The following is a 20,627-nucleotide window of genomic DNA, read 5'->3' as shown; positions in this document are numbered from 1 at the left end:
AAGGGGGCGGTGGTGATGGCAAAATTGAAGGGTATTATTTTACTTAGTTCAGGTGTTGCAGAACTACAAATTGTTGATGGTAGTGGGCAGCAAATTGAAACAGTCAAACGAGAATACAGTGAAAATGATTTGGAACTCGCAACATTTTCAACTGATGTTATGCAACGCGCTTTATTGCAGCTACAAAGATTTCAACAGCTTTTGCGGGACTATTCAGTCAGTGATGTGCGCCTTTTTGGTAGTGAAAATTTATCTAAAATGCCTAATGCAGTATATTTTGTTGATCAAGTGGAAAATGTTACCGGACTTGAACTTTATTGGTTAAATGCTAATCAGGAAAATTATTATCGACAATTAGCTTTGCGAATTCATGACAAAAAAGTATTAAGTAATGGCAATACATTTGTTTTAGGTGTTAGTTCTACGAGAATTGATTTATCCTATTTTGAAAACGATCAATTTAAATTTTCACAACATTCAGCGATTGGTCCGGTACGTTTAACACAGTCTATTCGACAGATGACTGCAGAAATAACGCAGATGTCGGATTTACTACCAGAATTTATTAATAGTAAATTGGCTGATTTTTGGCATATGTTGCCACCTTTTCAGGCAAGTGATACTATGGTGCTACTCGGAGCAGATGTTTTTAATCAGATGTTTTTGGGACATAAGCAAGATGTGACTGTTAGTAAAGAGGAAGTTGCAAAATTAATTACTAATTTCGATCAGACTAATAATCAATCCATTTCGGATCAGTATGATGTGCTTACTAAAGATGTGTGGATGATTTTTATGGAAGCAATTCTAGTCATGAATGTGATGGATGCTGTGGATGCTAAATATGTACATATCAGTAATTTAACAGTGTTAGATGGATTGATAGTCACAGATACGACAGCACAAGAAGATATTATCACTGCTGCAAGAGGTATTGCTGATCGTTATATGGTTGAAGAAAAACATCGTGAAATTGTTTTGCAATATGCGTGGCGATTGTTTGACCGCTTGAAAAAATATCATCGATTAGACACACGCGATCGTTTATTGTTGGGTGTTGCGGCTTTAACACACGATGTCGGTAGTTTTATTAATTCTCAGCGCCATTATCAATATTCAGAAGAAATATTGGAAAGTATAGATTTCCATGGCTTATCAACTTCAGAACAGCGTATGATTGCTGCAATTGCGAGATATCACAGTGCTGAGACACCAGATAATGCGCTACGTGCGACACAAGAATTTTCACCACGACAACGTATACGAATTGCTAAAATGGCAGCCTTGTTGCGTTTGGCAGATGCTTTGGATGATAGTCGATTACAAAAGATTACGAAACTAACAGTTTCAATTAAACCAGAAAAAATAGTTGTTGTTGGTCATACAACGCTTGATTTGCAGTTGGAAATTTACGTATTCGCAAAAAAATCTCGGTTCTTCGAAGCGGTTTTTGGCATGCCGATTACGCTAAAAAGACAAGGGAAACGGAGTTAAAAGGATATTATGACACAATTAAAACAGTCTAAATATTATGTTAATCGAGAAATCAGTTGGTTAGCTTTTAACAATCGTGTGCTGGAAGAAGCGCGTGATACTCAAAACCCTTTATTAGAACGTGCGAAGTTCTTGTCAATAACGCAAAAAAATATGGATGAATGGTTCATGGTACGAGTGGCTAGCTTACAGCAACAGGTTTTTGTGGGGCATGACAGAGTGGACGCCTCTGGTTTGTTGCCAAAACAGCAATTAAAAGAAATATCATCGGCAGCCGGTGAGCAAATTAGAAGTCAGTATCAAGTTTTGAATCGTAGTATCATTCCTGCTTTGAAAAAACATGGTTTTGCATTACAACATTCAACAGATTTAAACGAGGATCAAATCAAATTTTTAAAGCGTTTCTTTGACGAAGAGCTATTGCCGGTTCTAACACCAATGGCAATTGACAGTACACGACCATTTCCATTCTTGGCCAATGATACGCTTAATATTGGAGTGAGACTAAAAAAAGATGATGAAAAATCTGAAAAACACATTGCTGTTTTACAAGTACCAGAAACATCAGGGCGTGTTATTTCTCTACCAGAATCCAATCAAGTGATTTTAGTAGAAGAAGTTGTGCAGTTATTTTTGGATGCATTATTTCAAGGTTATACAATCAAGGAATCAACAGTTTTCCATATTTTACGTGACATGGAATTAGACGTTGCTGATGATGAAGATACACCAAATATTTTACAAGAAGTACAAAGTAAGTTGCAAGAACGAGAACGTGGACGTGTCATACGTGTTATTGTCAGTGCTAATACGAGCAAAACATTAATGACTAAATTGATTAAGGCTTTAGAAGTTCCGGATGAGCGAGTTTACGATGTTAACGGGGCAATTGATTTAACGTTTATTGATGCTTGGTTGAAATTGATAAATGCGCCATCATTAGAGTTTTCTGCTTTTAAGGGATATGAAGAACAAGCGTTAGCACCAGATAAGATGTTTGATAGTATCAAAAAAAATGATTATCTTTTACATCATCCTTATGATACATTTAAACCTGTTGTGCAATTTGTACAAGCAGCAGCACGTGATGATGACGTTTTAGCTATTAAAATGACGCTATACCGTGTGTCTGGTAATTCACCAATCATTAAGGCCTTGGCGGATGCAGCCCAACGTGGAAAACAAGTGACGGTTTTAGTTGAAATTAAGGCGCGTTTTGATGAAAAAAATAATGTGCATTGGGCGCGAGAATTGGAACAAGAAGGCGTACATGTTGTTTATGGTCTGAGAGGATTAAAGGTACACGCAAAAGTTGTCTTAATTGTACGTCGTGAAGATGATGCCATTCGACGCTATGTCCACTTAGGAACGGGTAACTACAATGATGTGACAGCCAATTTTTATACTGATTTAGGTTTATTCACAAGTGACAGTGAGTTAGGCGCTGATGTTGCCTCTATTTTTAATATTCTAACTGGTTATTCTGATCCGCTTTATTTTCATCAATTACATATGTCACCTGATGGTATTCGTGATTTTATATACGATAAAATCACCAACGAAATTACCAATGCGAAATCCGGTAAAACAGCAGGTATTAAAATGAAATTCAATTCATTATCAGATGAACGTATGATTCGACGTTTATATGAAGCTAGTGAAGCAGGCGTACCAGTAGAACTAATTGTTCGAGGTATTACAATGCTGAGGGTTGGTATACCGAACGTCAGCGAAAATATTGCTGTACATTCAATTGTTGGTCGCTTTTTAGAACATAGTCGTATTTATAGTTTTGACAATGATGGTGATCCGGAAGTTTATTTATCATCGGCTGATCTAATGACGCGTAATTTAGACCGCCGTGTTGAATTATTCTTTCCAATTAGAGATCATAATCTTCGACAGCGGGTGCTGACAATATTCCAAACAATGTGGGATGATAACGTGAAAACAAGAATTTTACAACCAAATGGTGTATTTGAAAAAATTGATCGTCGCGGATTATCAGCGATTAATGCGCAAGAAATATTTATCGCAGAATCGTTGGCATCACAAGTTGAACAGCAGCAACGTGAAAAAGAACAACACGCACAACGTGATTTTGAACCAATTAATAATCCATTTACAGGAGAAAAAGCATGACATTACTGGCAGTGATTGATCTTGGATCGAATTCAGTACGAATGACAGTTAGTAAGTATCACCATGATGGTCATTATGAAATACTAGAACGCTATCAAGAAATGGTACGTCTTTCTGAGGGCATGGGAAATGATAAAATTTTACAGCCGGATGCTATCGCACGTACGTTAGAGGCATTGAAATATTTCAAAAAAGCTTTATCATCATATCCTAAAGATGATATTAAGATACGTGCAGTTGCTACGGCTGCAGTGCGGCAAGCAACAAACCAAGCGGCTTTCTTAAAAGCATTTCAAGAGGAAATGACACTGCCTTTGGAAGTACTTAAAGGTGAAGAAGAAGCGCACTACGATTATATCGGTATTGTCAATACGCTTAATATTAATGATGCGCTGATACTAGACACAGGTGGTGCTTCAGCAGAATTAGTGTTAGTTCGCAATAAAGAAGCGATACACGAAGTGAGTTTACCAGTCGGTGCTGTTACAATCAGTGAAGAATTTTTAGAAAACGATGTGATTAGTGCAGCCTCGCTTTTTGAAGCGACTGTGGCTTTACGTCGTATGTTTGGGGATGTATCATGGCTTAGTGAAGCATCCAATCTACCATTGGTAGCGCTAGGTGGTAGTAATCGAACATTGGCTAAGATATCACGTCGTCAGAAAAAGATTGTTGATTTACCAATTCATGGTTACCACCTAAGTACGCAAGATGCGACTCGAATTTATCAAATGATTCTGAGCAAGAATCTTGAAGCACGGAAAAAAATACCTGGTCTAGCTAAGGAACGTGGAGATATTATTGTTGGTGGCATTTTGCCTTTAATCGAATTATTAATTTTATTAAGTGGACAACAGGTGATCTTTTCACAAGCTGGATTAAGAGAGGGCATTTTGTTTGAAACAATTAAACAACAAACTGGTCATGATGTCATCGCACCAGAACCAGACGCATTAACAGTTGATTGAGTGAAAAGAGAGTTAAATTATTGCAACGATTTTATTAACGTCTAAATTTTTGTGGTGAATGTAAAAAGATAGTACTTCGTAATGAAGTACTATCTTTTTACAAACAGTGGTATTTTAGATGATCTACCCAGCTAAGAATAATATTGTCTGTAATCGATTGGCAAAAAAAGTAGTGGTATATACCATCATTACTTAGTTTGGCTACTTTATAAATATCAATTGTACCAGATTATAGATTGAAATGGTTGTAATTGCATAGTTGGTGATATTTCTGGTGTGGGTTCAATGGTTGATATTATTGTATGCCAGTTTTCAGACAGTATACTGTGAGGGATGGAAATAGATTGGGGAGTGCTCGCTAAATTAATCAGAATTAGTCGTTTGTCTGGTAATAAATATCTGGTAAATATTAATATATCGGGATGACCAATGTCATATGATTGAAAACGGCCTGATTTTAAAACCTCATCTTTTCGCCTAAGATGAATTAATTTATGGTAATAGTTAAGTACTGATTTCGGATCTTGCCTATTCTTTTGGTAGTTGAGGAATGTTGTATTGGGATTAGTTACCATCCATGTGTTTTTTGAATTTAATTCATTGTCAGAGAATCCAAAATTTGTCCATTGCATAGGTGTTCTGGCATTGTCTCGTGACCAGCTAGTAGCTTGTTTTAATGCTACGTCTGTTGAAATACCAGCTGCCAAGAAACGTTGATAGTCATGGTATGTTGGTGGATCGTCAATTTGATCAGGTGTGGTAAATAACATGTTGGTCATACCTAATTCTTCACCTTGATAAATGAAAGGTGTGCCACGAAGCGAAAGCAATAAAGTTGCCAAACTTTTGGCTGCAAGGGGATTATCATTACCATAAACGGTGATGGATCTTGGCTGATCATGATTTTCAAGATATAATCCTAACCAACCATCTGTATTCAAAGTATTCTCCCACGCTGTGAGACGAGTAAGTAAATGATTACGGTTAGCACGCGGTGGCACTTGAGTTTGCCGTACTTGGTGTTCTAGTTCAAAAATCATATCAATAAATCCTTGCGAACCGGTCCAAAATTTAGCAGTGTCGGCATGTACACCACCAGCCTCACCGATAGTCATTAAATGAAGTGATTGAAATGTTTGATGTAGTAGAGATAAAAATACTTCAATGCCCGGATTATTAGCAAATATTTCAAATTGATAGTCGTCGGTTGATTGTAGCGTATCAAATGGCATTTTTTTTAAGTGACTTAGTGCATCTAGCCGGAAACCATCGATGTTTTGCTCAGACCACCAAGTAATTATTTTGATGATTTCTGTTTGTACCGACTGATTTTCCCAGTTCAGGTCTGGTTGTTCCGGTGCAAATAGATGAAAGTACCATTCATCTGTTGCTTGATTATAAGTCCATACACTATCACCAGTGAAATTAGTCCAATTATTAGGTGCTTGATCATTATGATTTGGTTGCCAGATATAAAAATCGTGGTAAGGGTTATCACGACTGGTCTGTGCCTCTTGAAACCAAAAATGCTGATTAGAGGTGTGATTGACGACCAAATCCATAATGACACGAATATTTTGCTGATGTGCGCTGTTTATGAGTGTTTTGAGATCATCTAACGTGCCGTATTCTGATGCAACATTTTGAAAATCAGCGATATCATAGCCATTATCAATGTTGGGAGATGTATAAATAGGATTCAACCAAATAAAATCAACACCAAGCCACTTTAAATAAGGGAAACGACTGGTTATACCTTTAAGGTCACCAATACCATCGTGATTGCTATCTTGAAATGATCGTGGGTAAATTTGGTAGCCAATTGCTGATCGCCACCATAGTTGGTCAGTATCTTTTGCGAGTACCATGATGCTATTCCTCAATTATTATGATTTATTTGTGTGTGATTTGGACAACGAATGCCTCATAAGGTTTGAGGTATAGTTGTCGTAAACTTGTTGGGGATTCATAGTTAGTTATCAAAACCTTTTCGATGTGATCATTACTTGTAAACAGTTGTGGTTGGCCACTAAAATTAGTAACAATGAGCCAAGTAATGCCTTCGTAGTGCCTGTAATAAGCAAAAACTTCCTCAGCAGTTTCAACAAGATCAAAATCACCATAGATAACAATTGGATTATTGTGACGAAGGGTAATTAATTTTTGATAAGTATAAAAAACATTATTTGGATCATGAAGAGCTGCCGCGACGTTTATTTCGGGATATTTTTCGTTGAGGTCAATCCAAGGGCTACCATCTGTGAACCCACCATTAGTGCTGTTCCGCCAAGGCATAGGGCGACGTGCATTATCGCGTCCTTTATGATTGATTTGATTGAGAACCGTGTCAACACTTAAACCATTCTTGAGCGCTGAATGGTAATAGTTTAAGGATTCAATATCACGTAGTGCCGCAATATTATTGACGGGTGTGTTCGTCAGTCCAATTTCTTCTCCTTGATAAATGTATGGGGTACCTTTCATCATGTGTAGTAAAATAGCCAACATTTTAGCTGATATTATGCGATACTTTGAATCATCGCCCCATCTGGACACAATTCTTGGTAAATCATGATTGTTCCAAAAAAGAGAATTCCAACCATCATCGCGATTCAAGTTTGTTTGCCATTTGGTCATGACGGATTTTAATTTTGAAATATCAAGTGGTGTGTAAAACCATTTATCTTTGCCATCTTCTTGGTCCAAACTAATATGCTCGAATTGAAAGACCATGGATAATTCATGCCGATCAGGATTGGTGTAAAGTTTTGCAATTTCAGGCGTCGCACCCCAAGTTTCACCGACTGTCATCAAATCATGATTAGCAAATGTTGCTTGATTCATTTCTTGAAGATAATCGTGAAGTTTGGGACCGTTATCAGTTATCTCATCATCTGGAATTTTGCCAATTAAATCAATTACATCTAAACGAAAACCACCAACACCTTTATTAATCCAGAATTTGATCATTTTGTAGATTTTTTGTCGAACAGAGTAATTTTCCCAATTTAAATCAGGTTGTTTTTGGCTAAATAAATGAAGATAATATTGGTTTGTTTGGGGATCAAACGTCCAAGCGCTTCCACCAAAGGTAGACTGCAAACTGTTGGGAACTGTGTTATTGGTTGAATTTCGCCAAATATAAAAATCTCGATAAGGATTGTCAAGGCTTTTTCTAGATTCCATAAACCACGCATGCTCATCAGAAGTATGGTTTAAAACAAGATCCATAATAATTCTGATATTTCTTTCCTGAGCAGCGGCAATTAACGCGTTCATATCGGCCATTGTGCCAAACTCAGACATGATATTTTCGTAGTCACTAATGTCATAACCGTTGTCGTCATTAGGTGAGGCATAAACTGGTGACAACCAAATCGCGTCAATGCCTAATTTTTTTAGGTAATCAAGGTGAGAAATAATACCTTGAATATCACCGATACCATCATGGTTGCTATCTTGAAAAGAACGGGGATAAATTTGATAAATGACGGCTGATTGCCACCAAGGTGTTTTCATAAAAATCTCCTTATTGATTGATAACTGTGACAATAAAACCGTTTGGTTGAATGATCTGATTAGCATAAAACTCATGTGCAATAATTTTTGCTGAGTGGTATGTTGATGAAACGTCATAATTAGTTGTTCCGGTGTTAAACAGTGCGGCTATTTGAGTTTCATTTAACTGTCGAGTGAGTCCAATGATGCCATTTTCATCATCAGTCTGCCAAGATAAAGTTCCTTCTGAAAGAACGTTTTGATAATTATGTCGTAATTGAATGAGTTGCTTCAAGAATTGATACATATCTTCGTCTTGTTTCTCTTTTTGCCAAATCATTGGTTTGCGATTATCCGGATCTTGTTGACCTGTCATGGCATACTCGCTACCGTAATAAATATCAGGCGTTCCTTGTTGTAAAAACATAAAAGTATACATTTGTTTAACAATATTTTTGTTATTTTGCGCTACTGTTAAAATACGTGGAGCATCATGTGAATCAAGTAAATTAAACATCATTTGATTTGTTTGGTCACGGTTTAACATAAGTTGTGTATTGAGTTTATGAACCAGCTGGGATGGTTTAGTTTGACGTTTAGCGAAGAAATCAATAATTGATCCTGTAAAAGCATAATTCATCACAGCTGAGAATTCGTCGCCTTGTAGCCATGATTGTGCACTTGTCCAAATTTCACCTAGTATGTAAATTTCCGGATTAATGGATGTCATTGCGTCACGAAATTTTTTCCAAAAATGATGATCTACCTCGTTAGCTACATCTAAACGCCAACCATCAATACCAAACTCTTTAGTCCAATAGGTCGCAATTGAAATTAAATAATTTTGAACTTCTGGATTGGCAGTGTTGAGTTTTGGCATATGCGGCGTAAATGCAAATGTGTCATAGTTAGCATCAGCAGTAAATTCGAAATTGTCAGTTGGTGTATAGTGGACAGGAAAATCACGAATGTGGAACCAATCAGCGTATTTAGAGTGTCGTCCATGAGCGATCACATCTTGCCATTGTGGACTTTGATCGCCAATGTGATTGAAGACAGCATCAAGCATAATACGGATACCGGAAGCATGTGCTTTTTCAACTAATTCTTTGAAATCCTCTTTATTACCAAAGTGTAGATCAATTTCAAAATAGTCTTGCGTGTCATATTTGTGATTGGTAGGCGCTTTAAAAATAGGTGTGAGGTATAAACCGTTAATTCCAAGTTGAATAAAATGATCTAAATGATTGATAATACCGCGCAAATCGCCACCGTAAAAGCTGTCAGCGGACGGATGGTCATCCGCCTGCCATGGTAGACTACCATTCGGGTCATTTTGTGTCTCGCCATTAGCAAAGCGTTCAGGAAAAATTTGATACCAAACTGTTTGTTTAATCCATTCGGGCGCTTTAAAACGGTCAATTTCTTGAAAATAGGGCATTTTAAAGTAATTACTAGCTCCCATCAAGCCGTTATTATCGTTTGAAGAAGGTGTTACTGATTCAAAACCTTGATCACCATAGAAAAGTTGTTGACCAGTGGTGTCAGTCATGATAAAACCGTAATTTAAGCGGTTGAAAGGTGCTGTTAATGAGGCTTCCCAATACTGATGTATGTCAGTAGCTAAAGTTTTGGTCATGACTGTATCGATTGATTTTTGCCATGAACCATTTTGCCAATCATAAGGATCACCGGCGATAACAGTAATGGATTGAAGGTCGTCTTTAGCTGTTCGTATACGTAATCGCATCTCATGTGCTGTATATAAATAAGCATATTCAGAGTCAGGGCGATGGTAAATTGCTGCTTTATTCATGAATAGTTACCTCGTTAATACTTGATTGTTTAGAGTGTATAAGGCGTAACCTCATACAATGCGATTAGTTGTTTCAACATCAAAGAAATGACCTTTATTGGTGTTAATAGCTAATTCAATTGATGAGCCAGGTTGATTATAGTCGCGTGCATTAACGCGAGCAATGAGTTGTTGTGATCCCACTTGTGTGTAGAGCATGGAATCTGCACCCATGAGTTCAGCTATGGAGACTGTTGCTGTTACTTTACTTTCGGGATAAGTATCCAAGGCAACTTGTTCAGAATGAATATCTTCTGGTCGAATACCAAAAACAACTTTTTTGCCTTCATAGCCACGGGCAATAAGTTGCTTAGCCAATCCCAGTGGGATTTTCAAGGTAAAGCCATCATTTGTTGTCAAAATTTCTTTACTGAATTGACCGCTAATCATGTTCATTGATGGCATGCCAATGAAGGTTGCCACAAAAATGTTGGCAGGTTCATTGTAAAGTTCTTGTGGTGTTCCAACTTGTTGAATATCACCATGATCAATAATCACAATACGATCAGCTAAAGTCATGGCTTCTGTTTGATCGTGTGTCACATATATTGTAGTGGCGCCAATACGCTTGTGAATTTTGGTGATCTCAGCTCTAATCTCCACACGTAACTTGGCGTCAAGGTTTGAGAGAGGTTCATCCATTAACAAAATCTTTGCATCGCGAACGATGGCACGTCCCATTGCGACACGCTGACGTTGTCCACCAGACAAATCGGCAGGTTTACGATCGAGGTAGTCTTCGATACCAAGAATTTTAGCAGCATCCTTGACACGTTGTGCGATTTCTGTTTTTGGCACTTTTCGTAATTTTAAACCAAATGCAATGTTGTCAAATACACTCATGTGAGGATAAAGTGCATAGTTTTGAAAAACCATTGCAATATCACGATCTTTGGGTGGTACATCGTTCATTAATTTATCATCTATGATAAATTCACCCCCAGATATTTCTTCTAGACCAGCAATCATACGTAACACAGTTGATTTACCTGAACCAGAAGGACCAACAAACACGATAAACTCTTTGTCATGGATTTGAAGATTATAATCTGCCACGGATGGCGTTGCCATATGTGGATATGTTTTATTGATGTGTTCCAAACGTATTTCAGCCATTTTTTTCCTCGTTTTGTAATATACGATGTCATGATTATTTTAAATGATAGCGCTTACATTACTTAGATTAGCATATTTTGAAATAAATGCAAGCGCTTCCACAAAAGTATTATATTACATTATACTTTCTGGTAGAAAACTTAATTTAAAGAAAGCGAAAAATATTGAATAAGTCAAATTTGATTAAAATTATCCCTTTATATGCTCAATTTTGATCAAGTAAAATATTTTTAACTGTCTCCTACGTTTAAAAAAATAAAAAATGTAAGCGCTTGCATTACGGTCATAAATGTTTTATGATGATTGCGTAATAAAAAAACAAAGAGAATTTTTTCTGGAGGAAAAAAAATCATGACGAAAAAAATGATGAGCGTGACAACTGGTGCACTGGTAACGCTAATGACGGCTTCAACCGTCGTTGGATTGTTAATTGACACGCCAACAGTAAGTGCTGCCAAAACGACAGCAAAAACGAAAAAATTGAAGTTGTGGGTTGACACAGATACAAAACCAACTTATGTCCAAGCCGTAAAAAATTTTGAAAAGGCTAATCCCAATGTCAAAGTAACTATTAAGTATACAAGTTCAACGGATGCACTTAAGAATCTACAAAAGGATCCTTCGGCAGCCGCCGATGTCTTTATGTTTCCACATGATCAAATTGGTTCGTTAGCATCTCAAGGATTAATTTATCAAAACACCAAGTACGCTAATAGTTTAAAGTCAACTCAAATTGCTAACGCAATGAAAGGTGCTACGTATAAAGGTAAGGTTTACGGATATCCTTATGGTATTGAGTCTCAAGTCTTGTATTACAACAAGACGCAACTTAATAGTGATGACATCAAGTCTTGGAATAGCTTAACAAAAAAGGGTAAGATTGGTACAAATATGGCGTCGGCTGGTGCTAACTACGTCTTCTCTTCATTGTTCTACACAGCTGGTGACAAGTTATACGGCGCTAATGGTGAAAAAGCAAAAGGAACTAACATTGATAACAAAAAGGGTGTTTCAGTTCTGAAATGGGTGAAAGCGCAAAAAGACAACGCCGGAGTTGTTCAAGCTAACACTAATACATTGAGTCTCTTACAATCTGGGAAAATTTCAGCAACATTGTCTGGACCATGGTCATATAACGATTATAAAAAGGCACTTGGTGACAACTTAGGTATCGCACCGTACCCAACGGTTAATCTTGGTTCTGGTGAAAAACAAATGCAAGCATTCTTAGGAGTTAAGCTGTTTGGTGTTAAACAAGATACTAAGCAACCATTGGCTGCGATGAAATTAGCAAAGTATTTATCAAGTGATAAAGCCCAGGAACTTGGCTTCAAAAATTCACATTACATTCCATCATCAAAGAAAGTGCAAGCATCAACAGATATTCAAAACGATGCTTTAGCTAAGGCCGTCGTTGATATGTCAAAGAAGGGATTCTCAACACCAATGCCTAAGTCACCAGCGATGGCCAACTTCTGGACATCGGCTGATGCTTTGTTTAATGACACATATAAAGGTAAAATTTCAGATAGTCAAATGCCATCAAAACTGACAACTTTGGTTAAAAATGCCTCAAAATCAGTGAAATGAAAGTAAAACAGTGAAATGCAGCACTTCACTGTGTACATACTTATGGAGGATGGGAAGAAAAATGTTTAAAAGAAAAAAGCATTCGACCTTTGAAACGCATATACCATTAACGAAGTTATTTAAAAAAGCAGATGGCGTAACTAAAGCATCTTATGTTGTCATGGGTGCTGCTAATATTGCAAACAAACAATATCTCAAGGGTTTTGTATTTTTACTATTAGAAGTTACTTGGATTGCTTGGTTATTAACAGCTGGCCTGAAAGCTTATTATAATATGGTCACCTTGGGTACACGTGCACAAGGATTGGTCTATGATAAAAAAATAGGAATTTCTGTATTAAAAGCAGGTGATAATTCAATGCTATTACTGCTGTGGGGAATGTTAGCGGTCATCATTACCATACTGTTCGTTCTTTTATATCGTGCTAGTCTGGCATCGGCACGTAAAATTTGGGAATTGAAACAGGCTGGAGACCCGTTGCCTACTCTGAGAGAAGATCTAGGTTCATTGCTTGATGAGAAACTTCATGTCACTTTAATGGCTATTCCTATGACCGGCGTTTTGTTTTTCACCATTTTGCCATTGATTTACATGATTGCAATTGCTTTTACATCCTACGACCATAATCATTTACCCCCAAAAAATTTATTTAGTTGGGTTGGTTTTGCTAATTTCAGTAATGTGATATCTGGACAAATGGCTCACACATTTTTCCCAGTATTAGCATGGACGCTTATTTGGGCAGTAGCAGCGACTGTGACATCATTTTTCTTCGGTGTCATTTTGGCAATGATGATTAATGCTAAAGGAATCAAGGGTAAAAAGGTATTTCGAACAATCTTTATTTTGACCATGGCGATTCCAGCGTTCATTAGTTTATTAATTATGAATAATATGTTCGCTGATGGTGGTCTCGTGAATACGATGTTGATTAACTCTGGCCTGATTAAAACTTCCTTACCATTTTTCACTAATCCGTTGTTTGCTAAGTTCACCATTATTATTGTTAACTTATGGATTGGTATTCCGGCAACGATGTTGGTAACTACCGGTATTTTGCAAAATCAATCTGAGGAGCAAATTGAGGCAGCTGAAATTGATGGCGCGAATAAGTTCCAAATTTTCAAGTCGATCACATTTCCACAAATTGTTTTTGTTATGGCGCCAAGCCTGATTCAACAATTCATTGGCAATGTCAATAATTTCAATGTGATTTATCTGTTAACAGGTGGTGGACCCACTAACTCAAATTACTATGGCGCTGGTTCAACAGACTTATTGATTACCTGGTTGTATAACTTGACTTTGAATACGGCTGATTATAATTTGGCTTCTGTCATTGGTATATTAATCTTCATTTTGTCCGCAACGTTCTCGCTTGTTGCTTACAAAAAAATATCAAATTCTGGAATGGAGGCATAACAATGCATAGTTTAAAAGGCGTAAAACGTCGTAATACAATGATTCTGTATGTGTTATTGATTGTGATGGCAATTGTTTGGGTTGTGCCCATTCTATGGATTATACTGACCAGCTTTCGTGGTGAGGGTGGGGCGTTTGTCAACTATTTTTGGCCAAAAACGTATACTTTTCATAACTATATACAGCTATTTACCAATTCTCAGTATCCTTTTGGACGTTGGTTTTTGAATACCTTATTCGTTTCAATTGTTAGCGGGCTTATTTCCACTGCTTTGGTGTTGGCAATGGCATATTCACTAAGTCGTTTGAAATTCAAGCTAAAAGGCCCATTTTTAAAGGTGGCCTTGGTTTTGAATATGTTTCCGGGTTTCATGGCCATGTTTGCCGTTTATTACATTTTAAAGGCAGCGGGTCTCACACAAAGTTTGTTTGCCTTAATTTTAGTTTATGTGTCTGGTGCAGGTTTGGCTTTCTATATTCAGAAAGGATTTTTTGACACTATTCCTTATTCATTAGATGAAAGTGCCATGTTGGATGGTGCGACTAAGTGGCAAATTTTCACCAAAATTACGTTGCCATTGTCTAAACCAATCATTGTTTTTACAGCATTGACGGCCTTCACTGGTCCGTGGATGGACTTCATTTTTGCACAGGTTATTATGGGTGATAATGTTAAAAATTATACAGTTGCTATCGGGCTCTATTCGATGATGACCAAAGAAACGGCTAACTCATTGTTCATGAGTTTCGCTGCGGGGGCAGTGATTATTGCGATTCCAATTACCATTTTGTTTATTGTTTTGCAAAGATTTTACGTTTCCGGTGTAACGAGCGGCTCAGTTAAGGGCTGAAAAAGATTGGGGCATCAGTCTCAATCTTTTTCATGTTAAAATAACGTGTACAGGAGGTCAGTATGGTAACAATACAAGATATTGCAAATAAATCCGGTGTGGCTATTTCAACAGTGTCACGTGCGTTAGCTGATTCACCAAAAATTAGCGTTAGAACGAAGGAGCGCATTAAAAAAATTGCCAAAGATATGGGTTATACACCCAATTTTGCCGCACGGAACTTAACTCAAAGTGAAAGCAACACTGTGGGTGTCGTCTTTCAACCACAAGCATCTGGTAGTGCAGAGAATGACTTTGCGATGCAATTATTATTTGGCATCAATTCGCAATTAGTAGCGCGTCAATACTTATTAACTACTGCTACTGGTAGTAACTGGTCTGAGGTTTATAATGCCGTTAAAATGATGGTTGAAGCTGGTCAGGTTCGACGATTCATTTTACTCTACACTGTTGAAAATGATCCGATTTCTGAATTATTACGAGAAAATAACGCTCGTGTAGTCGTGACGGGTGAACCAGAACAGGCAAATGATGTGCTGTATGTCGATAACGATAATCGCAGGGCAGGGGAAGATGCGAGTAATCTCTTGGTGTCACACTTCAATTTAAAGGCACCGTTATTTGTTCGTACATTGGCTGACTGGCGCTACGAACGAAATCGTGAATTGGGATTTCACGTGGTTGTTCCTGATGGACACGTATTGTCGTTACCAGTGGATTTTCAAGAACAAAAACAAGTACTGCAACATTATTTTGAACAGCATCAAGAAGTTGATGGTCTAATTGCTAGCGACGATAAAATTGGTTATTTGGCTCGACAACAAGCACAGGCGCATTTAAAGCGACATTCTAAACTACCAACAATTGCTTTTAATCGTTCTGAATATGCACGTTTAGGTGGTAAGTATTTCTATTCGGTGGATGTACTACCGCGCAGTTTGGGTAGTGAAGCGGTTCGATTATTATTTAATGATCAACGGTCGTTACTTGAACAAACCAAGGCCACAAGTGTGATTGTTCCTTATTGTTTACCGGATTTGGGTGATGATGAGTGTAGGTAGCGTCTTGATAGAATGTAATAAGAATATCGCGATACTTACCAAGTTGTCAGTGCCTATGATGTTAATTAATTTGATTATGCGTTCATTGATAAAATTATTTCGTCATGTTTAGACAAACGTTTTCCTAAAAATCATCAAAAATGTCGAAAAAATATTTGAAAATATGTCCAAAAAACTGGTATGGTTTGAATTAACAACATTTCACTAAATGTCATTATTCGATAAACAAATTTTTTATTATGCAAGCGCTTTCAATAAAATTAAAAATGTCTTATACTAGATAATGTAAACGGTTACATTATGATATCAATCAAATAATTTTGATGCTTTGGCGTTAATATGTAGGGTTAACAATTATAGATATTAGCGCTGAAGCTAAAAATCAGAAAAATTGAAGAGGTAAAAATTCTTATGAAGCGAATTTTTGAAGTTGATCCTTGGACAGTCACATCACATGATTTGAATCCTGAAGACAAGCGTCTCCAAGAATCTATGACAAGCTTGGGTAATGAATACATGGGTATGCGTGGTATGTTTGAAGAGGTGTACTCTGGTGACACGCATCAAGGTATATACGTTGGTGGTGTTTGGTTTCCAGACAAAACACGTGTTGGCTGGTGGAAAAATGGGTATCCACTTTATTTTGGTAAGGCAATCAATGCTTTGAATTATGTCAAAGCAGATATTCATGTAGATGGTAATCAAGTTGACTTGGCTAAAAATGATATCACTGATTTTGAAGTATCTTTAGACATGAGAGGTGGTGTCTTGAAGCGTACTTTCACTGTATTTGGCGTAACATTTAGTATTACGCGACTAGTTTCAGCAACAGTTAAGGAATTGGCAGTGATTCATTATGATTTATCATCAGCTGATGGTCAAAAGCACCAAATTCGATTTGATGCTAGTATTGACGCTGATGTGGTCAACGAGGACTCTAACTATGATGAGAAGTTCTGGCAAGTTTTGGATGTTGGCAATAAAACGGAGTCATCATATGTCGCTACGCAAACAATCGAAAACACATTTGGTGTACCACAATTTAGCGTTGTTGCGCGTCAAAGTTTTGTCGGTGGCCAAAAACATGGTGTGAACCACTCTGAAAAAGAAGTGACTGATTATTTTGATATTGAAATACCAGACAAAGGCTCAGTAAGTTTTGAAAAACGTGTGATTGTGACAACTTCACGTGATTATGATAGTTTGGATCAAGTGATTAAAGCCGGTGAGACATTAACTGCAGATATTGGGACGCAAACATATGATGACATTTACAGTGCACATGTGCAGGAATGGGCTAATCGTTGGGAAAAAGCTGATGTGCAAATTGAAGGGGACGACGCAGCGCAGCAAGGTATTCGCTTCAACCTATTCCAGTTATTCTCAACTTACTATGGTAATGATCCACGTTTGAATATCGGACCAAAAGGTTTTACTGGCGAGAAGTACGGTGGTGCCACTTATTGGGACACCGAAGCATTTGCCATTCCTGTTTATCTCGGTGTTGCTGATCCGTCTGTGACACGTTCATTGCTACAATATCGTTTTGATCAGTTGGATGGTGCATTCCATAATGCCAAAGAACAAGGTTTAAAAGGTGCTTTGTACCCAATGGTGACCTTTGATGGTATTGAATCGCACAACGAGTGGGAAATTACCTTTGAAGAAATTCACCGTAATTCAACAATTGCTTATGCGATTTATAATTATACAAACATCACAGGCGATCACTCATGGATTGACGGTGATGGCGCACAAGTTTTGTATAATATCGCACGTTTCTGGGCAGATCGTGTTCACTATTCTGCGCGAAACGATCAGTACATGATTCATGGTGTTACCGGTCCCAACGAATATGAAAACAATGTTAATAACAATTTCTATACAAATTGGATGGCCAAGTGGGTTTTGCAATACTCACTTGAACACCTTGATGAAATCAATTCTGATGAAAAAGATAAGCTAGCTTTGACTGATGATGAATTAGTAAAGTGGCAAGAAATTGTTGATAAAATGTATCTGCCTGAGGCTGATGTTGAAACAAAGACAGGTAAAAAGCATATTTTTGTCCAGCATGATACATTCTTGGATAAAGACTTGACACCAATTGCTGATATGGCACAAGACATTCGACCAATTAACCAAAATTGGTCATGGGATCGCATTTTGCGCTCACCATATATTAAGCAATCTGATACATTGCATGCCATGTTCTATTTCCCAGACGCATTCACAGAAGAAGAAAAGCGTAACAACTTTGAATTTTATGAACCATTGACAGTGCATGAATCATCATTGTCGCCATCCGTTCACTCAATTTTGGCTGCTGACTTACAAATGGAAGATAAAGCGGTTGAAATGTACGAACGTGCGGCTCGTTTGGACTTAGATAATTATAACAATGATACGTCAGATGGCTTGCACATAACTGCTATGACAGGTTCGTGGTTAGCAATTGTGCAAGGATTTGCCGGCATGCGTGTGCGTGATGGTAAACTACACTTGAAGCCATTCTTACCAAAAAATTGGACAAAATATGCCTTCCGTTTGGTATTCCGCGGTCATGTTTTGGAAGTAACAGTCGATGGTCAAGGAGCCCATGTTGACTTGATTTCAGGTGAACCACTAGTGATTGGCTTATTAGGTCAAGATGTGACGTTGACAAAATAGTAAGCATGATGATGAGCGAGAAATCGCTCATTTGCTGTATAGCAGGAAAGGGTATCATGAAAGTAGTAGAGAAGAATTTTGGCCAATTACCTGACGGAAAAGTTGTGACGGCATTTACCTTAGAAAATATCAATCACACACGAATTACTGCGATTTCATACGGGGCAACGTGGCAATCATTTTCCGTTGAACGTGATGGTGTAAAACAAGAACTGTTGGTGCAATTTGATGACTTAGCGTCATACTTAGATAATCCGTTTCATTTTGGCAATACAATTGGTCGCGTTGGTGGTCGCTTATCAAAAACTGACTATAATATTGATGGTGCACAGTTTACATTGACGCCAAATGATCGTGGCAATGTCTTACATTCTGGGTTTAATGGTTTTAATGCGGTTAATTGGCATGGTGAGGTCAAAAATTTGGGAACAGTGGCGGAAATCAATTTTACGTGCACCTTTGATGATGAATTTGCCGGTCAATTAGCTGCTCAAGTGACTTATCGGCTGAACGATGAGGATCGTCTAGAAATTATATTTAGTGGTGTTTCAAATGAAAATACATTGTTTAATCCTATGACACACGTTTACTTTAACTTAGTTGGCAGAGATCAAGATATCAGTAAACACAAATTACAAATTATTTCACAGCAACACCTTGAAGTTGACGGAAACATGATTCCAACAGGTAAAATAGTTGAAAATCAAAATACCAAATTTGATTTTTCGTATTTACATGCGTTGGGACAAGAACATTATGATGACGCTTGGGTACTAGACTCAACCCGCCAAGGCGAAGGGATTGTACTGACTTCACCTGATGATAAATTGACATTGACTCTTGACTCTGATCGCAACGGTGTTGTGGTCTTCACTGCTAATCCTGATGACAATAGTCTAATTAAAACAGCGTTGGCTATTGAAATGCAAACACTGCCTGATGCTGTGAATCATGCCAGTTTCGGTGACATCGTGTTACCAGCTGAAAATACGAAAACTTATACGGTGGCCTATCACATTAGAAAGTGATGATAAGTAAAAATGCCTAAATTGTCAGACATTAAAGGATTCGGATATGACAGAATGGTTTGGTTTAGCGCAGATAAGGCTTTGCAATTATAATTAAATAAAACAAAAAGCTCGACCAGAAATTAATCTAGTCGGGCTTTTTGTGTGCAGTACTATAATAGTGTTCCAGATATCTGTAAACGTCGTTATACCAATGGATAAGATGATCTACCCGGGAGTCGAACCCGGATTTCAAGAATCGGAATCTTGCGTGCGATCCATTACACTAGCAGATCATAACTATTCAATTATAGCCTATTTTACTGGAATTTCAAAGAACGTTTCTTCACCAATTTGAAATGTTGCATGTCCATCGAGTAGATTGTTTACTTCTGTTTGAAATTCAGGTACTACACTGGCTGACACGGGAACAGTGGTATGTACGGAAACGTCATATTGAGTAGCTATAATCTTGTAATCATGGTTGGTTAACCAATAAGTTAAAATGTCTGAATTTTTATAATCGATTGTGATAGTTACGCGCAGTTGTGTTAAACGAGCAACAAGACCGGCTGCCTTGATACCCTCAGCTACGGTACCGGCATAAGCGCGAATTAATCCACCAGCGCCAAGTTTAGTGCCACCAAAATAACGCGTCACGACAGCAACAACGTCATGTACTTCGTTTTTCTGTAATACCTCTAACATAGGTATGCCTGCTGTTCCGCTTGGTTCACCATTATCAGAATAACGTTTAATATCATCATTGTTCCCTAGGACATAAGCAAAGACATTATGGTTGGCCTTGTAATGTGTTTTAGATATATGATCGATAAATGCACGCGCAGACTCTTCAGAATCAATTCGTGCAAGATTTAAAATAAAACGTGATTTTTGGATTTCTTGTGTCCAAGTAAAAGTATTTGGTGCGATTGTGAGATATTTGATCATA

General features: G+C 37.6%; 14 protein-coding genes. 9 read left to right on the top strand and 5 right to left on the bottom strand.

Annotation, left to right across the window (positions count from 1 at the left end; all coding sequences use genetic code 11):
* The first annotated feature begins 15 nt into the window (after window positions 1-15).
* Genes K5Q13_RS07080 through K5Q13_RS07070 form a run of 3 tightly spaced genes read left to right on the top strand, consistent with a single transcriptional unit; the run spans window position 16 to window position 4,604 of the window.
* On the top strand, window positions 16-1,494 hold the full coding sequence (locus K5Q13_RS07080; protein ID WP_220741010.1) for a Ppx/GppA phosphatase family protein: 1,479 nt from the start codon (window positions 16-18) through the stop codon (window positions 1,492-1,494).
* A 9-nt stretch (window positions 1,495-1,503) separates the two neighbouring features.
* Window positions 1,504-3,636 carry an RNA degradosome polyphosphate kinase gene (locus K5Q13_RS07075; RefSeq protein ID WP_220741009.1) on the top strand — a complete coding sequence of 711 codons (2,133 nt, stop codon included), beginning with the start codon at window positions 1,504-1,506 and terminating at the stop codon, window positions 3,634-3,636.
* Complete coding sequence (locus K5Q13_RS07070) at window positions 3,633-4,604, top strand: Ppx/GppA family phosphatase (RefSeq protein WP_220741008.1); 972 nt, start codon at window positions 3,633-3,635, stop codon at window positions 4,602-4,604. The genes K5Q13_RS07075 and K5Q13_RS07070 overlap by 4 nt, the downstream gene beginning before the upstream one ends.
* Window positions 4,605-4,819: 215 nt before the next feature.
* Here K5Q13_RS07070 and K5Q13_RS07065 read toward each other — a convergent pair whose 3' ends face one another.
* The 4 genes from K5Q13_RS07065 to K5Q13_RS07050 are packed head-to-tail and all read right to left on the bottom strand — an operon-like array spanning window position 4,820 to window position 11,073.
* Entirely contained in the window at window positions 4,820-6,472 is a 1,653-nt protein-coding gene (locus K5Q13_RS07065) for an alpha-glucosidase (protein WP_220741007.1), read from the bottom strand.
* A 25-nt stretch (window positions 6,473-6,497) separates the two neighbouring features.
* Entirely contained in the window at window positions 6,498-8,123 is a 1,626-nt protein-coding gene (locus K5Q13_RS07060; protein ID WP_220741006.1) for a glycoside hydrolase family 13 protein, read from the bottom strand.
* 10 nt (window positions 8,124-8,133) lie between these two features.
* On the bottom strand, window positions 8,134-9,918 hold the full coding sequence (locus tag K5Q13_RS07055) for a glycoside hydrolase family 13 protein (RefSeq protein WP_220741005.1): 1,785 nt from the start codon (window positions 9,916-9,918) through the stop codon (window positions 8,134-8,136).
* Window positions 9,919-9,969: 51 nt separating this feature from the next.
* Window positions 9,970-11,073, bottom strand: a complete 1,104-nt coding sequence (locus K5Q13_RS07050; protein WP_220741004.1) for an ABC transporter ATP-binding protein — start codon at window positions 11,071-11,073, stop codon at window positions 9,970-9,972.
* Between the two features lie 351 nt (window positions 11,074-11,424).
* Here K5Q13_RS07050 and K5Q13_RS07045 point away from each other — a divergent pair, with 351 nt between their 5' ends.
* The 6 genes from K5Q13_RS07045 to K5Q13_RS07020 all read left to right on the top strand — a co-directional run bounded on the left by K5Q13_RS07045 (window position 11,425) and on the right by K5Q13_RS07020 (window position 19,696).
* Window positions 11,425-12,663 carry an extracellular solute-binding protein gene (locus K5Q13_RS07045; RefSeq protein ID WP_220741003.1) on the top strand — a complete coding sequence of 413 codons (1,239 nt, stop codon included), beginning with the start codon at window positions 11,425-11,427 and terminating at the stop codon, window positions 12,661-12,663.
* 61 nt (window positions 12,664-12,724) lie between these two features.
* Window positions 12,725-14,086 carry a carbohydrate ABC transporter permease gene (locus tag K5Q13_RS07040; protein ID WP_220741002.1) on the top strand — a complete coding sequence of 454 codons (1,362 nt, stop codon included), beginning with the start codon at window positions 12,725-12,727 and terminating at the stop codon, window positions 14,084-14,086.
* A gap of 38 nt (window positions 14,087-14,124) precedes the next feature.
* Window positions 14,125-14,937 (top strand): sugar ABC transporter permease, encoded by an 813-nt coding sequence (locus K5Q13_RS07035; RefSeq protein ID WP_373306370.1) that lies wholly within the window; start codon window positions 14,125-14,127, stop codon window positions 14,935-14,937.
* Between the two features lie 62 nt (window positions 14,938-14,999).
* Window positions 15,000-15,998 carry a LacI family DNA-binding transcriptional regulator gene (locus K5Q13_RS07030; RefSeq protein WP_220741000.1) on the top strand — a complete coding sequence of 333 codons (999 nt, stop codon included), beginning with the start codon at window positions 15,000-15,002 and terminating at the stop codon, window positions 15,996-15,998.
* 411 nt (window positions 15,999-16,409) lie between these two features.
* Window positions 16,410-18,668 carry a glycoside hydrolase family 65 protein gene (locus K5Q13_RS07025; RefSeq protein ID WP_220740999.1) on the top strand — a complete coding sequence of 753 codons (2,259 nt, stop codon included), beginning with the start codon at window positions 16,410-16,412 and terminating at the stop codon, window positions 18,666-18,668.
* A gap of 56 nt (window positions 18,669-18,724) precedes the next feature.
* Complete coding sequence (locus K5Q13_RS07020; RefSeq protein ID WP_220740998.1) at window positions 18,725-19,696, top strand: aldose epimerase family protein; 972 nt, start codon at window positions 18,725-18,727, stop codon at window positions 19,694-19,696.
* Between the two features lie 294 nt (window positions 19,697-19,990).
* On the opposite strand, the gene K5Q13_RS07015 is transcribed toward K5Q13_RS07020, so the two are convergent.
* The gene (locus K5Q13_RS07015) at window positions 19,991-20,626 is read right to left on the bottom strand and encodes a YigZ family protein (protein ID WP_220740997.1); all 636 of its coding nucleotides are present in this window, start codon (window positions 20,624-20,626) and stop codon (window positions 19,991-19,993) included.
* Window position 20,627 lies beyond the last annotated feature (1 nt).

The sequence above is a fragment of the Leuconostoc miyukkimchii genome, from assembly GCF_019656055.1.
Taxonomy (GTDB): Bacteria; Bacillota; Bacilli; order Lactobacillales; family Lactobacillaceae; genus Leuconostoc; species Leuconostoc miyukkimchii.
The sequence above is the reverse complement of the archived record's forward strand: the minus strand, read 5'-3'. Positions and strand labels throughout refer to the sequence as shown.